This window comes from Streptomyces sp. KL116D (assembly GCF_030766975.1).
GTDB lineage: Bacteria > Actinomycetota > Actinomycetes > Streptomycetales > Streptomycetaceae > Streptomyces > Streptomyces longispororuber_A.
The window spans coordinates 1-18,481 of sequence record NZ_JASERH010000013.1 but is presented as its reverse complement, the minus strand read 5'-3'; the positions used below and the strand labels follow the sequence as shown (position 1 = coordinate 18,481).

The following is an 18,481-nucleotide window of genomic DNA, read 5'->3' as shown; positions in this document are numbered from 1 at the left end:
AAGATCGCGGAACCGACCGGGTCCGGGCGTGACCAGCCCCGTTGCAGAAGTGAGATCCGAGTGGTGTAGACCTTGTGTTCGACCCTGGGAGACCCCCGGGGCGCAGCGGTACACGGATTTCGAGGGTGGGGACACGGTGCAGCGGCACATCACCGGACTGACGGCGGCAGCGGCCGCCCTGGGCATGGCGGCCACACTCACCGCCTGCGGCGGTACCGGTTCCGGGGACGTCACGCTCAAGCTGGTCGCCGCCGACTACGGCGACTCCGCGGCCAACAGCTCCCAGAAGTACTGGGACCAGCTGACCGCCGCGTTCGAGAAGGACAACCCCGGCATCAAGGTCGACGTCGACGTCTACTCGTGGAACGACGTCGACGCCAAGGTCAAGGACATGGTCGACGCGGGCAAGGCCCCCGACATGGCGCAGATCGGCGCGTACGCGGACTACGCGGCGGCCGACAAGCTCTACCCGGTCGGCGACCTGCTCGACGTTCCCACCCAGGCCGATTTCCTGTCCCAGCTCTCCGACGCGGGCAAGGTCGACAACACCCAGTACGGCATGCCGTTCGCCTCCTCGACCCGGCTGCTCTTCTACAACAAGAAGCTCTTCAGGGACGCCGGCATCAGCGCGCCCACCACCTGGGCCGAGCTGGAGGCCGACGCCAAGGCGCTGAAGGCCGACGGCGTGAAGATCCCGTACGCGCTGCCCCTCGGCTCCGAGGAGGCGCAGGCCGAGACCATGATCTGGATGCTGAGCGGCGGCGACGGCTACACCGACGACGTCGGCTCGTACACGATCGACTCCAAGCAGAACGTCGAGACGTTCGACTGGCTGAAGAACGACCTCGTCGCCAAGGGCCTCACCGGCCCCACCGCCCCCTCCCGGCTGAACCGGGCCGACGCCTTCGCCGCGTTCGCCAAGGGCGAGGTCGGCATGCTCAACGGGCACCCGACGCTGATGCAGATGGCCCACAAGAAGGGCGTCGACTACGGCACCGTGGAACTGCCGGGCCCGAACGGTCCCGCCCGGTCCACGATGGGCGTCGCCGACTGGATGATGGCGTTCAAGCAGAACGGTCACGGCAAGGAGATCGGGACCTTCCTCAACTACGTCTACAGCGAGCAGAACGTCCTGGACTTCTCCCGCGAGTACGACCTGCTGCCGGTCACCACCAGCGCCTCCGAGACCATGTCCGCGGCGCCCGAGGACAAGAAGCTCTGGCCGTTCCTGCAGAGCCTGAGCAGCTCCGAGCTGTACCCCGTCGGCAAGACGTCCTGGGCGGGTGTCAGCGTCGAGATCAAGAAGCAGATCGGCGCCGCCGTGTCCGGCAACGGCAGCCCCGGTGCCGTCCTCGGCCGGATCCAGAACCAGGCCGCGGCCGCGGAAGCCGCCGAGTAGCGTGGCGGACATGGATCCCCGGCCCCCTCTCGGCGAGCGCGAGCGCGCGCTGCTCGCGTTCGAGGGGCGTGGCTGGGAGTCGCCCGGGGCGAAGGAGCGGGCGATCCGCGAGGAGCTCGACCTGGCGCCGGTCCGCTACTACCAGCTGCTGAACGGGCTCCTCGACGACCCGCGCGCGCTGGAGGCGGCGCCGGTGACGGTGAACCGGTTGCGGCGGGTTCGGGACGAGCGGCGTCGCGAGCGCTGAGTTCTCCCTTAAAGTCGCCCGTATGGACGCCCCACGGACCGACGCCGGGCGAGACGGCCTGGCCGCGATCGTCGCCCGCCCCTCCCGAGCCGTCATCGCCCTGGACTTCGACGGGACCCTCGCGCCGATCGTCCCCGACCCCGAACAGGCCCGCGCCCACCCGGACGCCGTCCCCGCGCTCGCCGCGCTCGCGCCCCGGGTGGCCTCCGTCGCGGTGATCACGGGCCGCCCGGCCGGGGTCGCCGTCCGGCACGGCGGCTTCGCGGGCGTCCCCGGCCTCGAACACCTCGTCGTGCTCGGCCACTACGGCGCCGAGCGCTGGGACGCCGTCACCGGCACGGTGCGCGCCCCCGCGCCGCACCCCGGGGTCGCCGGGGTGCGCTCCGAACTCCCGGGCGTGCTGGCCGAGTCGGGCCTGTGGCACGACACGTACGTGGAGGAGAAGGGCCGCGCCGTCGCCGTCCACACCCGCCGCGCCCCCGACCCGCAGGCCGCCTTCGAGACCCTGCGCCGCCCGCTGGGCGAACTCGCCGCCCGGCACGGCCTGTTGGTCGAACCGGGCCGCATGGTCCTCGAACTGCGCCCGCCGGGCGTCGACAAGGGCGTCGCGCTCACCGAGTACGTCCGGGAGACCGGCGCGGAGTCCGTCCTGTACGCGGGCGACGACCTGGGCGACCTGCCCGCGTTCGCGGCGGTGGAGAAGTTGCGGTCGGACGGGGTGGCGGGGGTGTTGGTGGCGGCCGACACGGTGATCGCCGAGCTGGCGGACCGCGCCGACCTGGTCCTGGACGGCCCGGCCGAGGTGGTCACGCTCCTCCGCGACCTGGCCACGCGTCTGCCCTGACCGGTTCGGTGCCGGCCGCGGGCCTCGTCGTGGCTGGTCGCGCAGTTCCCCGCGCCCCTGGGGGGGGGCGTGTGCTGACGCGTCGCGTTTGATGGTGCGGGGTTCGTCGTGGCTGGTCGCGCAGTTCCCCGCGCCCCTGGGGGGCGTGTGCTGACGCGCAGTCTTCAACGGGCCGCCCAGGGGCGCGGGGAACTGCGCGAGAAGCCCCACCGGCCCGCAGTCGAAGCGGCTACCCCTCCCGCAACGCAGCCAACTGGTCCAGGAACCACTGACCGGGCGGCAACGCGGTCCCCGCGGCGGCCAGCCGTTTCGTACGCTCGGCCCGCTCACCCTCCGCCATGCCCAGCGCAGCGCCCAACGCGGCCGAAGTCCCGCTCACGTCATACGGGTTGACCACCACCGCGTCCTCCCCGAGCTCCTCGTACGCCCCGGCCTCCCGCGACAGCACCAGCACGCACCCGTCGTCGGAGACGACCGGCACCTCCTTCGCGACGAGGTTCATCCCGTCCCGGACGGGGTTGACCAGGGCCACGTCGGCGAGCCGGTACGCGGCGAGCGAGCGCGCGAAGTCGTCCTTCACGTGCAGCACGACCGGCGTCCAACCCGCCGTGCCGAAGCGGGAGTTCACGGCTTCGGCCACCCGCGACACCTCCTCCGTGTACGCCCGGTACACGGCGAGGTCCTGCCGAGACGGGTAGGCGAACGCCACGTGGACGACCTTCTCCCGCCACTCGGGCCGCGTCTCGAGCAGCAGCTCGTACGCCCGCAGCCCGCGCACGATGTTCTTGGACAGCTCCGTGCGGTCGACCCGGACGATCACCTTGCGCCCGGGCCCCACCTGCTCCCGCAGCGCGGCGAGCCGCTCCTCCACGTCGGCCGCGCGCGAGCGCTCCCGCAGGAAGTCCGCGTCGGCGCCGAGCCCGTGCACCCCGATCCGGGTACCGGACGTACCGCCGAGGATCCGCGTACAGCACTCGGTGAACGCGTCCGCCCAGCGCCGGGTCAGGAAGGCCAGCCGGTCCGCGCCGAGCATCCCGGTCAGGAGCTGCTCGGCGATGTCGTCGGGGAGCATCCGGAAGTAGTCGACGGGCGCCCACGGCGTGTGCGAGAAGTGCCCGATCCGCAGGTCGTCGCGGAGCGCGCGGAGCATCCCCGGCACCAGCGCCAGGTGGTAGTCCTGCACCACGACGGCCGCGCCCGGCGCCGCCTCCTCGGCCAGCGCCTCGGCGAACGCCCGGTTGTACGCCTCGTAGGAGGCCCACTGGCGGCGGAACTCCGGGCCGAACGACGGCTCCAGAGGCGTCTGGTACAGCATGTGGTGCACGAACCACAGCACCGAGTTCGCGATCCCGTTGTACGCGTCCGCGTGCACGCCCGGGTCGATGTCCAGCATCCGCACGCCCGGCTCGGCCACCCCGCGCCGCACGGCCTCCCGGTCCCCGTCGTCCAGCGCCGCGCACACCCAGAGCTTGTCGTCGACGACGCTGAGCGCGGAGACGAGCCCACCGCCGCCGCGCTTCGTCTCGATCGAGCCGTCGTCGCCGACGGCGTACGAGACCGGGCCGCGGTTGGACGCGACGAGAACCTCAGCAGCACCACGCGTGGAAGCCATAGAGCGAAACTAGCCCGCCCCGGAAACGCTCAAACGTACGGCCGGGCTCCATCAGGAGCCCGGCCGTATACAACGCCTTCAGAACGCCTCCAGAGGGGGCGTCAGTCCCTGCGGCTGCGGACCGCGGCGAGGACGAGGGCGCCGAGGCCGCACAGCGAGACGGCGAGCCCGCCGTACAGCAGCGTGTGCGGGCCGGAGCCGGTCTCGGCCAGCTCGGAGCCGGCCGGCTGCGAGGGCGCGGGACGGGCCTGCCGGCGCTCGGTGACGACGACCGCGGTGCACGGGTCGTCGCCGCCGCGCGGACGGGCCGTGCAGGTGGTGCTCGGCACCTCACCGGTCACCGGGAGCACGGTGACGTCGCCGGGCGTGCAGGACACCCGGACGTTCGCCCGGATGACGACCTTGCCGTGGGCGGGCACGTCACCCGTCCAGTAGTAGGTCGAGCCCTTCTTGGTGAGCGTGCCGGCCGAGGCGGTCGGGGTGCCGGTGACGTGCTTCGCGGGGAAGGACACCGTGGCGTTCTTGCGCGGGTGGCCGCTGGTGTTGCGCAGGGTGATCGTGTCGCGGACCGTGGCGCAGGGCGGCGCGGTCGGCGTCTCCGGGCGGTTCACGATGTCCAGCGGCGGCACCGGGGCCGGCGGCTCCGGCGGCGTCTCGATCGGCGGCGTGATGCCGCAGTGCGGGTCGGTGGAGCCCGCGTCGCAGTTGGTGCGCGGGGTGTCGGCGACGATGTTGTTGGTGAGCTTGCCGTCGCCGCTGACCGGGTCGTTGACCCGCACCGAGTAGGTGACCGTGGCGGTCTGCCCGGCCGGGATGTCACCGGTGTAGCTGATCCGCGGCCTGGTGTAGGAGACCGTCCCGGTGCTCGCCTTCGCGTCGCCGTTGTACGTCGCGTCGTCGAGGTTGTCCGTCAGGTCGTCGGTGAACTTGGCGTTCGGGTAGTCGAGCTTGCTGATGTTCGTCGCCTTGACCGTGTAGGTCAGGGTGCCGCCCGGCTTCACCTTGGCGGGACTGGCCGTCTTGGTGATCTCCAGGTCGGGGACCGGGACGGACAGCGCGAACGCCGAGGGGACGTAGGTGTCGCCCTTGGTGGTGAAGCTCAGCGTGGTGGAGGTGGCGCCGACCGGGATCGGCTCGGGCTGCGCGGCCCGCGAGGAGCCGCCGGTGACGTCGAACTCCTTCGCGTCGATGCTCAGGTTGTTGACCATCTTCGGGTCGAGGGCGCCGTCGTCCTCGCTGATGAAGAAGTTGTTGGTGTTGCCGGTGTGGCTCTCGACCATGTTCCGGCCGCCGACGAGGAACCGGTCGCCCGGGGTGTTCCAGTCGCCCTCGTACGCGGTGACGCTCGCGTGCGGTTCGCCGTCGGTCCGGTAGAAGCCGCTGACCTTGACGTCGGTGGCGGGCGAGGTGGAGCGCTGCAGGACGTGGCCGCCGTAGACGTAGATGTTGCGGCGGTCGGGCGCGTACTGGTCGTTCGGGGCGTCGTACTTGTAGACGACGGTCATGGACCAGCCGGCCACGCAGCCCTTGCCGGTGGGTGCCCAGACGTCACCGACGGCGACCGGGATCGGGGCGCCGGTCCCGGTGATCCCGCTGAACAGGTTCGTGACGTCGGCCTCGCCCGTGTAGTAGTGCGGGCCGCTGGTCGTCGCCGGGTCGCGCACCAGGTTCTCCGGGGCGACCTTGCTGGGCGCGGTGCCGTTCACGCCGACCACGGGCACGGCGTCGGTCGGCTCGCCGGGCGAGGGGAGCACGTCGGCGCCGGAGATGTCGCAGCGCTTCATCTGGGCGCCGCTCGGCCCCCGGTACGTGCCGTCGTTGCCGCCGAAGAAGAGGCGGGCGTAGGCGACCTCGGCGCCCGGCGGGAGGGCGACCTGACCGGTGCTGGAGCCGTACTCCGCCGTGGTGCCCGCGGTGTTGATCCGCTCCATGACGAAGGTGTTGTTGTTGTCGCGACCCTGGCCGTTCGCGGCGACGGCGCAGCGGGACGCCATGTCCGCCGGCGTGGTCGGGCACCCCATGACCGTGTTGCCGATGGTCTTGAAGTCGCCGTACAGCGCCTCGTCGTACCGCTTGGCGAAGGGGGAGACCACGTCTGCCGACGCGGGGCTCGCGGAGAGGCCGGTGAGGGGGTCGGCCAGGGCGGCGGTGGCGGCGAGCCCCGCCGCCAAGCCCTTTGCGTGTCTAAGCCACATAAAGGGCAATGTAGGCAAAACACATGAATGCCCTCAGTTACGCCACGCGACGCTCCGCATACTCGCTGATTTCGGCCATCGGGGGCCGCTCCTCGGTGTCCACCTCGTGGATCCGCGGTTCGAACCCGCGTTCCCCACGCTCGAACTGTGTGAGCACGGGCCGCACCAGATGTCCGCGCGCGAGCCGCAGCTGCGCCGTGCGGTAGATCGCCGCCGCCATCCGCCCCAGGGCCTGCCCGTCCTGGTGCCGGTGGATCCTGACCCCCACGTCGACCTGGGCGAGCGCGTCCAGGCCCACGGTGTGCAGGGCGTCCACCAGGAGACCCAGCTCCACGCCGTACCCCACGGGGAACGGCAGCCGTTCGAGCAGTGACCTGCGGGCCGCGTACTCGCCGCCCAACGGCTGGACGAATCCGGCCAGTTGGGGCCAGTGGAGATTGAGGATCGGGCGGGCCATCAGCTCGGTGACGCGACCGCCCTGGCCCGCGGCGCCGTCCAGCGGACGGTCGTACATCGCCTTCACGAAGTCCACGTCCGGGTTGGTCAGCAGCGGCCCGACGATCCCGGCGACGAAGTCCGCGGAGAACTCCTTCAGGTCCGCGTCGACGAAGCACACGATGTCACCGGAAGTGACGAGCAGCGAACGCCACAGCACTTCACCCTTTCCGGGTCTGGCCGGGATGCGCGGCAGGATCGCGTCCCGGTGCACGACCCGGGCCCCGGCCGCCGCGGCCGCCTCGGAGGTGCGGTCGGTCGAGCCGGAGTCGATCACGACGACCTCGTCGACGAGCGGCACGGCCTCCGTCATCAGCTCGCGCCGGATCACCGAGACGATCTCGCCGACCGTCTCCTCCTCGTTGAGCGCGGGCAGGACGACGCTCACCGTCCGGCCCGACGCCCGCTTCGCGGCGATCAGCTGCTGGCGCGGGCGGTCGGCCACGGACCAGGAACGCCTGCTCAGCCAGCGCTCGACCTCTTCCAGCACGGTCAGGGGCCTCCCGTATGTGATCCATCTCGCGGTTCGGACGACTATCTCAAGGGTCCAGGGCTTCGGTTACAGTCTTGAACAACGTCGGTGACCATCGCATGTCGGGGGTCCCGGACGTCACAATCGAATACCGCTCATCCAGAGGGGCAGAGGGATACGGCCCGTTGAAGCCCCGGCAACCCTCCAGCCGGTCTCGTCCGCACATCGCAGTGCGTCCGCGAGGCTCCCGGCTAGGGAAGGTGCCAAATCCGTCTCGCGGCGAGATGCGTCGCGAGGAAGATGAGGAGAAAGGGCCTCGCCTCTCATGGCTGCACAGACTGTCGCGACCGAACCCACGACCGCCCCCACCGTCGACCTCGGTCCCGCCTCCGGGCTCTCCTGCCGCGAGTGCGGCGCACAGTTCCCGCTCGGACCGATCTTCGCCTGCGTCGAGTGTTTCGGGCCTCTGGAAGTCGCGTACGACCTGCCCGTCGGCGACCCCGAGGCACTCCGCAAGCAGATCGAGGCCGGTCCCGCCAACATCTGGCGCTACGCCCCGCTGCTGCCCGTCCCGGCCGACGTCGCCGAGAAGCCGAACCTGAACCCCGGCTGGACCAAGCTCGTCAAGGCCGACAACCTCGCCCGTGAACTCGGCGTCGAGCAGGGCAAGTTGTTCGTCAAGGACGACTCGGGCAACCCCACGCACTCCTTCAAGGACCGGGTCGTCGCGCAGGCCATCGAGGCCGCCCGCGCCTTCGGCTTCACCACGCTCTCCTGCTCCTCCACGGGCAACCTGGCCGGCGCCGTCGGCGCCGCCGCGGCCCGCGCCGGCTTCCGCTCCTGCGTGTTCATCCCGCACGACCTGGAGCAGGGCAAGGTCGTCATGGCCGGTGTCTACGGCGGTGACCTCGTCGCGATCGAGGGCAACTACGACGACGTGAACCGCTTCTGCTCCGAGCTCATCGGCGACCCGCTGGGCGAGGGCTGGGGCTTTGTGAACGTGAATCTCCGCCCGTACTACGGCGAGGGTTCCAAGACGCTCGCGTACGAGATCTGCGAGCAGCTCGGCTGGCGGCTGCCCGACCAGCTGGTCATCCCGATCGCGTCCGGCTCGCAGTTCACGAAGATCGACAAGGGCCTGAAGGAGCTGATCGCGCTCGGTCTCGTCGAGGACAAGCCGTACAAGCTCTTCGGCGCCCAGGCCGAGGGCTGCTCCCCGGTCTCCGTCGCCTACAAGGGCGGCCACGACGTGGTCCGCCCGCAGAAGCCGAACACGATCGCCAAGTCGCTCGCGATCGGGAACCCGGCCGACGGCCCGTACGTCCTGGACATCGCGCGCCGCACCGGCGGTGCCGTGGAGGACGTGAACGACGAGCAGGTCGTCGACGCGATCAAGCTGCTCGCGCAGACGGAGGGCATCTTCGCCGAGACGGCGGGCGGTGTGACGCTGGGCGTCACGAAGAAGCTCATCGAGGCGGGCCTCATCGACCCGTCCCTGACGACGGTCGTCCTGAACACGGGCGACGGTCTGAAGACCCTCGACGCGGTCGCGGAGTCTTCGCAGGCCACAGCGACCATTCGGCCGTCGCTGGACGCGTTCCGCGCTGCCGGGCTCGCCGAGTAGATTCCCCCGACCCGCCCCTTCCCGAAACCGGGGGCCCTGCCCCCGGATCCCCGCTCCTCGAACGCCGGCGGGGCTGAAAGACCGAGGTGAACCCATGAGCGTCAACGTCCGCATCCCCACCATCCTCCGCACCTACACCGGCGGTCAGGCCGAGGTCGCCGCCGAGGGCGCGACCCTCGCCGACGTCATCGCCGACCTGGAGAAGAACCACACCGGCATCGCCGCCCGCGTCCTCGACGACCAGGGCAAGCTGCGCCGCTTCGTCAACGTCTACGTCAACGACGACGACGTCCGCTTCGAGCAGGGCCTGGAGACGGCGACGCCGGACGGCGCGGGCGTCTCGATCATTCCGGCCGTCGCCGGCGGCTGATCTTTCGCCGTTCCACACAGAGTTACTCGAATTGCCCCCTCCGCGAGAGAAGCGGAGGGGGCAATTCTGCATGGTTGAGCGCGGTACAGTTGGGGAACCTGCTTCGCTCTCGTACGTGGTGCATGACGGGCGCATATGAGTTCTCGCCCGAGCCCCGACAAGAAGCAGCCAAAGTGTCCAGCCCATTCGGGCTCTTTATGGCATTTGTGCGGCCCGACTTGCCCTGGAATCCGGTGAGTTGGCCTGGTTTCCCCGATCTGGCGTGCCCAGAATTCTCGTCCGATTGACCTGTTGCAGACGGCAGTTGGGCAGATACATTCAGCCGCGGTCGACGCGTTCCGGCGCACACCCCCAAACCCTTTGGGGCGTGAGGTCTGACCCGGGACCGCGAAGTGTGGTCTCGCGCAAGGGCCAGTAATAGGGGAGTTAGGCATGGCTCAGGGCACCGTCAAGTGGTTCAACGCGGAGAAGGGGTACGGCTTCATCGCGGTCGACGGTGGTGCGGATGTTTTCGTCCACTACAGCGCGATTCAGATGGACGGCTACCGCACCCTCGAAGAGGGTCAGCGAGTGGAATTCGAGATCTCGCAGGGCCAGAAGGGGCCGCAGGCCGACATGGTCCGCCTGGCCGCCGGCTGAAGCGCGTCGCGACTGACAGCAGGCTTCGTACGTCCATGAAGGGTCCGTCTCCCGGTTGCCGGGGGCGGGCCCTTCGTGCTGCCCCGGCGACCCCCGGCTTCTCCGAACGGCCTTGCACTCGGGGGTGCCGAGTGCTAATCATTGGCGTTAGCACTCTCCGAGTGAGAGTGACAGAACTTGGATCGGGTCGGTGAGGCTCGCAGGCCGGGTGGGGCAAGGAACCACAAGGGCTGCAGGCCGTCCGTCGCGGGCACCAGCACGGTCCGTTTGCGTTTCCACCCCGTCCGGGAGGACCACTTCACATGGCCAAGATCATCGCGTTCGACGAGGAGGCACGGCGCGGCCTCGAGCGCGGCATGAACCAGCTCGCCGACGCCGTCAAGGTGACCCTGGGCCCCAAGGGTCGCAACGTCGTCCTCGAGAAGAAGTGGGGCGCCCCCACGATCACCAACGATGGTGTGTCCATCGCCAAGGAGATCGAGCTCGAGGACCCGTACGAGAAGATCGGCGCCGAGCTGGTCAAGGAGGTCGCGAAGAAGACGGACGACGTCGCCGGTGACGGCACGACGACCGCGACCGTCCTGGCCCAGGCCCTGGTGCGCGAGGGTCTGCGCAACGTGGCCGCCGGTGCCAACCCGATGGCCCTCAAGCGTGGCATCGAGAAGGCCGTCGAGGCCGTCTCCGCCGCCCTGCTCGAGCAGGCCAAGGACGTGGAGACCAAGGAGCAGATCGCTTCGACCGCCTCCATCTCCGCCGCCGACACCCAGATCGGCGAGCTCATCGCCGAGGCCATGGACAAGGTCGGCAAGGAAGGCGTCATCACCGTCGAGGAGTCCCAGACCTTCGGTCTGGAGCTGGAGCTCACCGAGGGTATGCGCTTCGACAAGGGCTACATCTCGGCGTACTTCGCCACCGACATGGAGCGTATGGAGGCGTCGCTCGACGACCCGTACATCCTCATCGTCAACTCGAAGATCGGCAACGTGAAGGACCTCCTTCCGCTGCTCGAGAAGGTCATGCAGTCCGGCAAGCCGCTGCTGATCATCGCCGAGGACGTCGAGGGCGAGGCCCTGTCGACCCTGGTCGTCAACAAGATCCGTGGCACCTTCAAGTCCGTCGCCGTCAAGGCCCCGGGCTTCGGTGACCGCCGCAAGGCCATGCTCGGCGACATCGCCATCCTCACCGGTGGCACCGTCATCTCCGAGGAGGTCGGCCTCAAGCTGGAGAACGCCGGTCTCGACCTGCTCGGCCGCGCCCGCAAGGTCGTCATCACCAAGGACGAGACGACGATCGTCGACGGCGCCGGTGACAGCGACCAGGTCCAGGGCCGCGTCAACCAGATCCGTGCCGAGATCGAGAACTCGGACAGCGACTACGACCGCGAGAAGCTGCAGGAGCGCCTGGCGAAGCTCGCCGGCGGTGTTGCGGTCATCAAGGCCGGTGCCGCGACCGAGGTCGAGCTCAAGGAGCGCAAGCACCGCATCGAGGACGCCGTTCGCAACGCGAAGGCGGCCGTCGAGGAGGGCATCGTCGCCGGTGGTGGCGTGGCCCTGCTCCAGGCCTCCGCGGTCTTCGAGAAGCTCGAGCTCGACGGTGACGAGGCGACCGGCGCCAACGCCGTGAAGCTCGCCCTGGAGGCCCCGCTCAAGCAGATCGCCGTCAACGGTGGTCTCGAGGGTGGCGTCGTCGTGGAGAAGGTTCGGAACCTGGCCGTCGGCCACGGTCTGAACGCCGCCACGGGCGAGTACGTCGACATGATCGCCGAGGGCATCCTCGACCCGGCGAAGGTGACCCGCTCTGCCCTGCAGAACGCCGCCTCCATCGCCGCGCTGTTCCTCACCACCGAGGCCGTCATCGCCGACAAGCCGGAGAAGGCGGGCGCTGCCCCGGCCGGCGGCGGCATGCCGGGCGGTGACATGGACTTCTGAGCCGTCTGACGGTTCGGCCTGTCCTTTCCCGAGGGCGGCACCTTCTCTTCGCGAGAGGGTGCCGCCCTCGGGCGTTTTCCGGGGCCGCCCGCGTGATCAAGATTTTCCTTGTCCGCCCGATGATCACGGGTTATGGTCCCCCGGCATATGTCAGGGGATCGGGGCGGGTGGGGGACATGGCGGACAGTAATGACGTGCCCGAGAAGGGCATGAATCCGTGGGGCCAGGCGATATCCGCCGTGGCATTGGTGGGCGCGCTCGCCGTCGGATTCTGGGCGATCTCGAAGAACCAGACGGACACCGGCGCGGCCGCCGAGGCGAAACCCGCGGTCTGCTCGGGCGGCGAGGCCGAGAAGGGCGACAAGGCGGCGGGCCGGGCGTACGGAGCGCAGCTGTGCACCGCGCTCAACCGCTCCGACCTCGCCGAACTCCTCGGTACGCCGGCGGAGACCGCCAAGAGCGCGAGCGGCGGCGGGGGCTCGATCGGCACCGGCAGCAGCAAGATCCCGCACCCCTCGTCGCGGGTCGAGTTCGACACGTACACCGTGACCCTGTCGGCGACGTACAACAAGCTCACGGTGGCCACGACCGCCGAGCTGCTCGGCGACGAGGTCCAGCCGCAGAAGGTGCTCGGCCGCAACGGGGCCCTCTACTCCGACCGCACCATCAGCATCGGCTTCCGCCTCGACGGCAGCGACGCGACCAGCGCGCCGGGCGTCCCGGCCCGGGTCCTCGTCGTCCCGCTGCACGACAAGGACAGCGGCGGCTTCTACGAGCTGACCCTGTGGCGCTCGGACGGCGGGGTGCCGGACGACACGACGCTGCTCCAGGTCGCCGAGCGGGTGCTGCCGACGATCCCGGGCTGGAAGGACCGCGCCCGCGCCTGAGCAGGCGGTCCTCGGCTCCTGGCGTGCTCCTAGCGGGAGGAGACGGGGGACTCCTGATAGCTGGTCCACGCCTCGCGGCCGGCCTGCGCGGCGCTCTGGGCGGCGCTCTGGGCCTGGTGGAGGGCGCGGGACGCCAGCTCGGCGGGCGGCACCTCCCACGCGCCGGTCCAGGTGCGGCCCGCGCGCGCCAGCTCGAAGACCAGGACGCCGACACCGGCCGCGGCCGTGAGCATGCCGAGGCCGGTCAGGGCGGCACCGGTGACCAGGCGTCGCTGGTCGGGGCGGAACTCGGTCCAGGAGATCTTGGAAAGAGTGCTGTCAGCCATGGGGTCAGGATGCGGGAGGGCGCGCCCCGGCGCATGTGGAGAGCGGCGCACGGGTACGGGAACGGGGCTCGGGAGGTCGCCGTCGGCGGCGTGCCCGACGTCGCGGTCGGCCGGTTCAGCGGGCGCGGCGGGCCCGGTAGCCCTGCATCTTCGTGCGGGCGCCGCAGGTGTCCATGGAGCACCAGCGGCGTCGGCCGGGGCGGCTCTCGTCGACGAAGAGCAGGGTGCAGTCGGGTGCGGCGCACTCCCGGACACGGTGGGCGTGCGGTCCCGTCAGGAGGTCGACGCCGTCCCGGGCGACCAGCGTCAACAGGTCGCCCGTGAGGTGGAGTTGGGGCCGTTCCAGGGTCGCGGTGCCGTTCTCGCCGAGGGCGAGGCGGGGGCCGGGCAGGGAGCGGGAGGACCAGGTGCTGACCGTGTCCAGGTCGGCCGGGCCCGGCGCGCCGGTCAGGGCCCGGTAGAGGGCCTCGCGCAGGTGGCGGGCCTGCGTGAGGGTCCGGGTCGTGGCGTCCGGCAGCGGTCCCTCGGACAGGCTCGCCTCGTGGCACCAGCGGGACAGGTCGTCCGGCGTGCGCAGCCGCTCGACCGGTTCGGGTCCGCGTTTGCCCAGCGTGGCCGTGAAGTTGACCGAGAGCCTTCCGCCGTACCAACGGAAGTCCAGGAGGCCGGGGTGCGTGTCCATGATGGGTGCACGCTAGCAGGTTACTGGTTTGACAGGTAACGTCCCGGTTCGTCCGCGGTGAGACGGACCCTGCGGCCGGGGGCGGGTCGGTGGGGGCTGGTCGCGCCGTTCCTCGCGGCCCTGGACAAGGCCGGGCCCCGCGGAGCTCGGGGGTGGCTTCCGCGGGGCCCGGGGATGGGGGAGCGAAGGGGGTCAGACCTTCGCCGGTTCCTTCGTGTGGTCCGCGGCCGTGGTCTTCGGGGCCGACGGGCCCTCCTCGGCGCGGGCCTCGGGGGACTCGCCCGCGTCCACGTCCGCGTTCAGGTCGACCAGCATCTCCTTGCTGAAGCCGAAGAAGTACGTGGCGAGGAAGCCGACGGCGTAGCCGACCAGCAGGCCGCCGCCGTAGATCGCGGCCGTCGTGCCCCAGCCGTGGTTGCCGTCGAGGAGCGGGAAGAGCGCCCAGCCGGACGGGCCGATGGCGGTCGAGCCGACCTTGTCGCCGAGCATCGAGAAGAGGCCGACGAACGCGCCGCCCGCCGCGCCGCCCACGCAGGCGGTGATGAAGGGACGGCCCAGCGGGAGCGAGACGCCGTAGATGAGGGGCTCGCCGACGCCGAGGAAGCCCGCGGGAAGCGCCGACTTGATGGTGTTGCGGATCGACTTGTTGTGCTTGAGACGCTTGTAGACGGCGATCGCACAGCCGACCTGGCCGGCGCCCGCCATCGCCAGGATGGGGAGCAGGACCGTGAAGCCCTGCTGCTCGATGAGGGTGGTGTGGATCGGGATGAGGGCCTGGTGCAGGCCCAGCATGACCAGCGGGAGGAAGAGGCCGCCGAGGACCAGGCCGGCGAACGCGCCGGTGTTGTCCAGGAGCCAGTTGGCCGCCGTGCCGATGCCGGTGGAGACCTCACCCGCGACGTACATCAGGCCGAAGATCGTGACCAGGCCGGAGACCAGGACCGTGATGGTCGGGGTGACCAGGACGTCGACCGCCTCCGGCACCCACTTGCGGCACCACTTCTCCACGTACACGGCGAGCACCGCCGCGCCCAGCGCGCCGAGCACACCGCCCTGGCCGGGCGAGAGCTTCTGGCCGAACGCCTCGATGTTCGCCACGCCCGCGTACACGATGATGGCCGCGACCGCGCCGCCCAGGATCGGCGTGCCGCCGAACTCCTTCGCCGTGTTGTAGCCGACGAAGACGGCGATCAGCGCCATGAAGCCGGAGGCGATGGCGGCGAGCGCCGGGGTGACGCCCGGCAGCCACTCCAGGTTGACCAGCAGGCCGTTGATGCCGGCGATGATGCCGCAGCCGATCAGGGCCGGGATCAGCGGGACGAAGATGTTGGCGATCTTGCGGAGGAACAGCTTGAACGGGGTGGCGTTCTTGGCCTTCCGCGCCGCCCTCAGCTCGGCGCCCTGCGCGGCCAGTTCGTCCGCGGTCAGGGCGTGCGCCTCGGGGGCGGGCGCGGCGGCCTTGCCCTCGTTGACCAGCTCCTCGAACTCGGGGGTGACGCGGGCGACCTTCCCCGGGCCGAGGACGATCTGGTACGTGTCGTCCTCGACCACGCCCATGACGTCGGGAAGCGCCTTGAGCGCCTCGTCCTGGACGAGCGAGCGGTCCGCGAGCCCCAGCCGGAGCCGGGTCATGCAGTGGGCTACGGAGGTGACGTTCGTGGCACCGCCGATGAGCGGCAGGATCGAGGCCGCCACGTCGCGGTTCTTGTTCTCAGCCATGGTGCGTGCTGCCTTGCTGTGCGGGGAGTGGTTCCGGTGGTTCTACGGGGTGGTGGTGGCCGCGAGGAGAGCGGCCCGCAGGTGACCCTGCGAGTCGTGCAGGAGGCGGGCGGCCGTGGGGCCGTCGACCTCGCCGAGGATGACGAGGATGGCGTTCTTGACCTCGCCGTCGGTCGCGGCGAGCGCGGCCTCGATGGCGGCGTCCTCGGCGCCGGTGGCGAGGGAGACGATGCGGCGGGAGCGGGCCCGCAGCTTCTCGTTCGACGCGCGTACGTCGACCATCAGGTTCCCGTACGTCTTGCCGAGCCGGATCATGGTGACGGTCGAGAGCATGTTGAGGACCAGCTTCTGGGCCGTCCCCGCCTTCAGCCGGGTGGAACCGGTGAGGAGCTCGGGGCCGACGACGACCTCGATGCCGTGGTCCGCGGCGGCCGCGAGGGCGCTGTCCGCGTTGCAGGACAGGCCGACGGTGAGTGCGCCGTAGCGGGCGCGGGCGTGCTCGACGGCGCCGATCGCGTACGGGGTGCGGCCGGAGGCGGAGATGCCGACGACGATGTCGTCCGCGGTCAGGTCCAGGCCGTCCAGGTCCGCGGCCGCCAGCTCCTTGGAGTCCTCGGCCCCCTCGACCGCCTTCACCATCGCGGACGGGCCGCCCGCGATCAGGCCGACGACCTGGCCGTCGTACGTGTTGAAGGTGGGCGGGCACTCGGAGGCGTCCAGCACGCCCATCCGTCCAGCGGTGCCGGCGCCCGCGTAGATCAGGCGGCCACCGCGGGCCATCCGCTCGGCGGTGCCGTCGATCGCGGCGGCGATCTGCGGCAGCTGCGCGGCGACGGCGGTGGGGACGGAGGCGTCCTCACCGTTCATGATCTTCGCGATCTCCAGGGTGGAGAGCTGGTCGATCTCGGCGAGCTCGGGGCGGAACGCCTCGGTGGTGAGGGTGTCCAGCTGGGCGCGGAGCTCGGAGTAGGCGGCGTCGTCGGTGGTGGTCATGGCGGACGGCTCTTTCCGGGGTGACGGGTGACGGGTGACGGGGGGGCGGTGGCGGGGCGAGGGGTGTGCGCGGGCGCCGGGGCTAGCGGCCGCCCCGGCCGCGGGGTGAATGTCGGTGGGCGAGGGCCTCGTACGACGCCGAGAGGGCGGGCGCGGCCGTCTCGTAACTGCGCTGGGCGACGCCCACGAACAGGCAGTCCACGACGAGGAGCTGGCTCGTGCGGGACGACATCGCGGCCGGCCGCAGCTCGCTCTCGCGGGCGATGGAGGTGGTCAGGATGTGGTCGGCGTACTGCGAGACGGGCCCGTCGGGGCGGCCGGTGATCGCGATGGTCGTGGCGCCGTGCTCGAAGGCCACCCGCAGCGGCTCGATGACGTCGCCGGTGCCGCCGGAGTGGGTGATGGCGACCGCGACGTCGCCGCCGCGCAGCGTCACCGCGTTCGTGATCGCCAGGTGCGGGTCGCTGTGCGCGTGCGCGACCTGGCCGATGCGCAGCAGCTTCTGCGCGAGGTCCTGGGCGACGAGGCCGGAGGCGCCGACCCCGTACACGTCGACGCGGCGGGCGCCCGCGAGGGCGGCCACGGCGGCGCCGAGCTGCACGGTGTCCAGGCCGGCCGCGGTGTCGGCGAGGGTCTGCTGCTCGTCGTAGGCCAGCTTGGCGACGACGTCGGCGATCGGGTCGTCGACCGCGATGTCGGCGGTGACGGCCGGGGCCCGGCCCGACTGCTGCTGGGCGGCGAGGCCGGCGAGCGCCAGGCGCAGGTCCCGGTAGCCGGGGTAGCCGAGGAGGCGGGCGGTGCGGACCACCGTCGCCTCGCTGGTGCCGGTGAGCTCGGCGAGGCCGGTGACGGTGAGGGCGGCGCAGCCCGCCGGGTCGCCGGCGACCGCTTCGGCGACCCGCTGCATCGAGCGGGTCATCGACGGCGCCAGGGTGCGCACCTTGGCCGCGAGGGCGGCCGGGGCGGGCGGCGCATCGCTGGCGAAACTTTCCTTCACGTCATTGCTCACATAATGAAAGATATTTTCGCGGCGTGTCGCGGTCAAGGGTCCTTCGGCCGGGACGTCCGTCACATATGAGGGGCGCGGGACAATGGGTGCATGGATTCCGTCAGCCCGCTCGAACAGGCCCTGCACGCCGCCCGCGCCCTCGTCCTCGCCGACCTCAAGGCGGTGGACGTCGCCGACGCGGACGTCGTCTCGCTCGTCGAGGAGTCGATCGCCTCGCGCCGCTGGTGGGTCGAGCAGTGGCCGGAGGGCGTCGAGTACGTGACCGGGCTCGTCGCCCAGGACGTCAAGGACGGCCTCCTGGAGCGCTACGGCCGGTGGCCGCTGTGCCCGGTGTGCGGCACCGGCGACCCGCACGCCCTCGACGTGGAGCCGGAGCTGGGCGCCGACCCGCACTGGGTCTGCTCCGAGGCCGGGGTGGTGGTCGCGCCGGTGGGGGCGCTGGGGACCGTGGCCGGATGACCGTCTACATCGACCCGCCGAACTGGCCGGGCCACGGCCGCATGTGGTCGCACCTGGTCAGCGACGTCTCGTTCGACGAACTGCACGCGTTCGCCGAGGGGCTGGGGGTGCCCGCCCGGGCCTTCGAGCGCGACCACTACGACATCCCCGCGCACCGGTACGCGGACGCGGTCGGTGCGGGCGCCGTGGAGATCGGCTCGAAGGAACTGGTGCGACGGCTCACCGAGGCCGGGCTGCGCAGGCCCAAGGGGCGCCCCGCGTAAGGGAGTTGCCGGAGGCGGCCGTCGAGATTCTTTGCCGGTCCGGTTCTCTGCCGTGTCTTGAGGGTGGAACCTCCATCACACGCAGAGAACGGAGCGACGGTCGTGGTGTCAGGACTTGAGGACGTCCCGGGCGGTGCGGGCCGCGCGGCCCTCTGGCGGGGGCAGTGCGCGCCGTGGGCGGGGCACGACGTGGTGGCGGCCGGCCGGTGGCCGGCGGTGCGGGGGGCCGCGGCCTTCGGCTGGGTGACGGGTGAACAGCTGCGGTCCGGCCGGGAGTTCGGGCCGTGGGCGCTGCCGGGGGCCTGTCTCGTGGTGGCG

The 18,481-nt window shown here is 71.1% G+C and carries 18 protein-coding genes, 1 pseudogene and 1 riboswitch; of the genes and pseudogenes, 11 read left to right on the top strand and 8 right to left on the bottom strand.

All coding sequences use genetic code 11. The features are described from left to right. The first annotated feature begins 184 nt into the window (after positions 1-184). The 3 genes from RBJ77_RS04150 to otsB are packed head-to-tail and all read left to right on the top strand — an operon-like array spanning position 185 to position 2,490. A complete protein-coding gene (locus tag RBJ77_RS04150; protein WP_372343813.1) occupies positions 185-1,399 on the top strand; it encodes an ABC transporter substrate-binding protein in 1,215 nt (404 codons plus the stop codon). 10 nt (positions 1,400-1,409) lie between these two features. Next, on the top strand, positions 1,410-1,646 hold the full coding sequence (locus RBJ77_RS04145; protein WP_255978627.1) for a DUF3263 domain-containing protein: 237 nt from the start codon (positions 1,410-1,412) through the stop codon (positions 1,644-1,646). A 22-nt stretch (positions 1,647-1,668) separates the two neighbouring features. Then, on the top strand, positions 1,669-2,490 hold the full coding sequence (gene otsB / locus RBJ77_RS04140; protein ID WP_372343738.1) for a trehalose-phosphatase: 822 nt from the start codon (positions 1,669-1,671) through the stop codon (positions 2,488-2,490). A gap of 229 nt (positions 2,491-2,719) precedes the next feature. On the opposite strand, the gene RBJ77_RS04135 is transcribed toward otsB, so the two are convergent. From RBJ77_RS04135 to RBJ77_RS04125, 3 genes are all read right to left on the bottom strand, one after another. Next, positions 2,720-4,102, bottom strand: a complete 1,383-nt coding sequence (locus RBJ77_RS04135; protein ID WP_372343737.1) for a trehalose-6-phosphate synthase — start codon at positions 4,100-4,102, stop codon at positions 2,720-2,722. A gap of 101 nt (positions 4,103-4,203) precedes the next feature. Then, positions 4,204-6,273, bottom strand: a complete 2,070-nt coding sequence (locus RBJ77_RS04130) for a hypothetical protein (protein ID WP_372343736.1) — start codon at positions 6,271-6,273, stop codon at positions 4,204-4,206. 61 nt (positions 6,274-6,334) lie between these two features. Continuing rightward, a complete protein-coding gene (locus RBJ77_RS04125) occupies positions 6,335-7,282 on the bottom strand; it encodes a glucosyl-3-phosphoglycerate synthase (RefSeq protein ID WP_372343735.1) in 948 nt (315 codons plus the stop codon). 134 nt (positions 7,283-7,416) lie between these two features. Then, positions 7,417-7,571: riboswitch (SAM riboswitch) on the top strand. Between the two features lie 18 nt (positions 7,572-7,589). Between RBJ77_RS04125 and thrC the strand changes: the two genes are divergently transcribed. From thrC to RBJ77_RS04100, 5 genes are all read left to right on the top strand, one after another. After that, a complete protein-coding gene (gene thrC, locus RBJ77_RS04120) occupies positions 7,590-8,888 on the top strand; it encodes a threonine synthase (RefSeq protein WP_372343734.1) in 1,299 nt (432 codons plus the stop codon). Positions 8,889-8,982: 94 nt separating this feature from the next. Further along, positions 8,983-9,258: a ubiquitin-like small modifier protein 1 gene (locus RBJ77_RS04115; protein WP_306322932.1), complete on the top strand. Its 276-nt coding sequence runs from the start codon at positions 8,983-8,985 to the stop codon at positions 9,256-9,258. Between the two features lie 432 nt (positions 9,259-9,690). Continuing rightward, a complete protein-coding gene (locus tag RBJ77_RS04110; RefSeq protein WP_005486335.1) occupies positions 9,691-9,897 on the top strand; it encodes a cold-shock protein in 207 nt (68 codons plus the stop codon). Between the two features lie 302 nt (positions 9,898-10,199). Further along, entirely contained in the window at positions 10,200-11,825 is a 1,626-nt protein-coding gene (gene groL / locus RBJ77_RS04105; protein WP_255978595.1) for a chaperonin GroEL, read from the top strand. A gap of 176 nt (positions 11,826-12,001) precedes the next feature. After that, on the top strand, positions 12,002-12,712 hold the full coding sequence (locus tag RBJ77_RS04100) for a DUF6215 domain-containing protein (RefSeq protein WP_372343733.1): 711 nt from the start codon (positions 12,002-12,004) through the stop codon (positions 12,710-12,712). Positions 12,713-12,741: 29 nt separating this feature from the next. Here the strand turns inward: RBJ77_RS04100 and RBJ77_RS04095 are convergent, their stop codons facing one another. The 5 genes from RBJ77_RS04095 to RBJ77_RS04075 all read right to left on the bottom strand — a co-directional run bounded on the left by RBJ77_RS04095 (position 12,742) and on the right by RBJ77_RS04075 (position 17,441). Continuing rightward, complete coding sequence (locus RBJ77_RS04095; RefSeq protein ID WP_255978590.1) at positions 12,742-13,038, bottom strand: hypothetical protein; 297 nt, start codon at positions 13,036-13,038, stop codon at positions 12,742-12,744. Between the two features lie 115 nt (positions 13,039-13,153). Continuing rightward, positions 13,154-13,720, bottom strand: coding sequence for an ABATE domain-containing protein (locus tag RBJ77_RS04090; RefSeq protein WP_372343732.1), 567 nt, complete (start codon positions 13,718-13,720; stop codon positions 13,154-13,156). A 192-nt stretch (positions 13,721-13,912) separates the two neighbouring features. Further along, positions 13,913-15,439 carry a PTS transporter subunit EIIC gene (locus RBJ77_RS04085; RefSeq protein WP_372343731.1) on the bottom strand — a complete coding sequence of 509 codons (1,527 nt, stop codon included), beginning with the start codon at positions 15,437-15,439 and terminating at the stop codon, positions 13,913-13,915. A 42-nt stretch (positions 15,440-15,481) separates the two neighbouring features. Beyond that, on the bottom strand, positions 15,482-16,432 hold the full coding sequence (murQ, locus tag RBJ77_RS04080) for an N-acetylmuramic acid 6-phosphate etherase (protein WP_372343730.1): 951 nt from the start codon (positions 16,430-16,432) through the stop codon (positions 15,482-15,484). An 82-nt stretch (positions 16,433-16,514) separates the two neighbouring features. Continuing rightward, positions 16,515-17,441 (bottom strand): MurR/RpiR family transcriptional regulator, encoded by a 927-nt coding sequence (locus tag RBJ77_RS04075; RefSeq protein ID WP_255974412.1) that lies wholly within the window; start codon positions 17,439-17,441, stop codon positions 16,515-16,517. Between the two features lie 90 nt (positions 17,442-17,531). Between RBJ77_RS04075 and RBJ77_RS04070 the strand changes: the two genes are divergently transcribed. The 3 genes and pseudogenes from RBJ77_RS04070 to RBJ77_RS04060 all read left to right on the top strand — a co-directional run. Beyond that, on the top strand, positions 17,532-17,900 hold the full coding sequence (locus RBJ77_RS04070) for a hypothetical protein (RefSeq protein ID WP_372343729.1): 369 nt from the start codon (positions 17,532-17,534) through the stop codon (positions 17,898-17,900). Further along, the gene (locus tag RBJ77_RS04065; RefSeq protein ID WP_372343728.1) at positions 17,897-18,163 is read left to right on the top strand and encodes a DUF4031 domain-containing protein; all 267 of its coding nucleotides are present in this window, start codon (positions 17,897-17,899) and stop codon (positions 18,161-18,163) included. Before RBJ77_RS04070 ends, RBJ77_RS04065 begins: the two co-directional genes overlap by 4 nt. A gap of 102 nt (positions 18,164-18,265) precedes the next feature. After that, positions 18,266-18,481: pseudogene (locus RBJ77_RS04060) on the top strand (hypothetical protein); the annotation flags it as partial.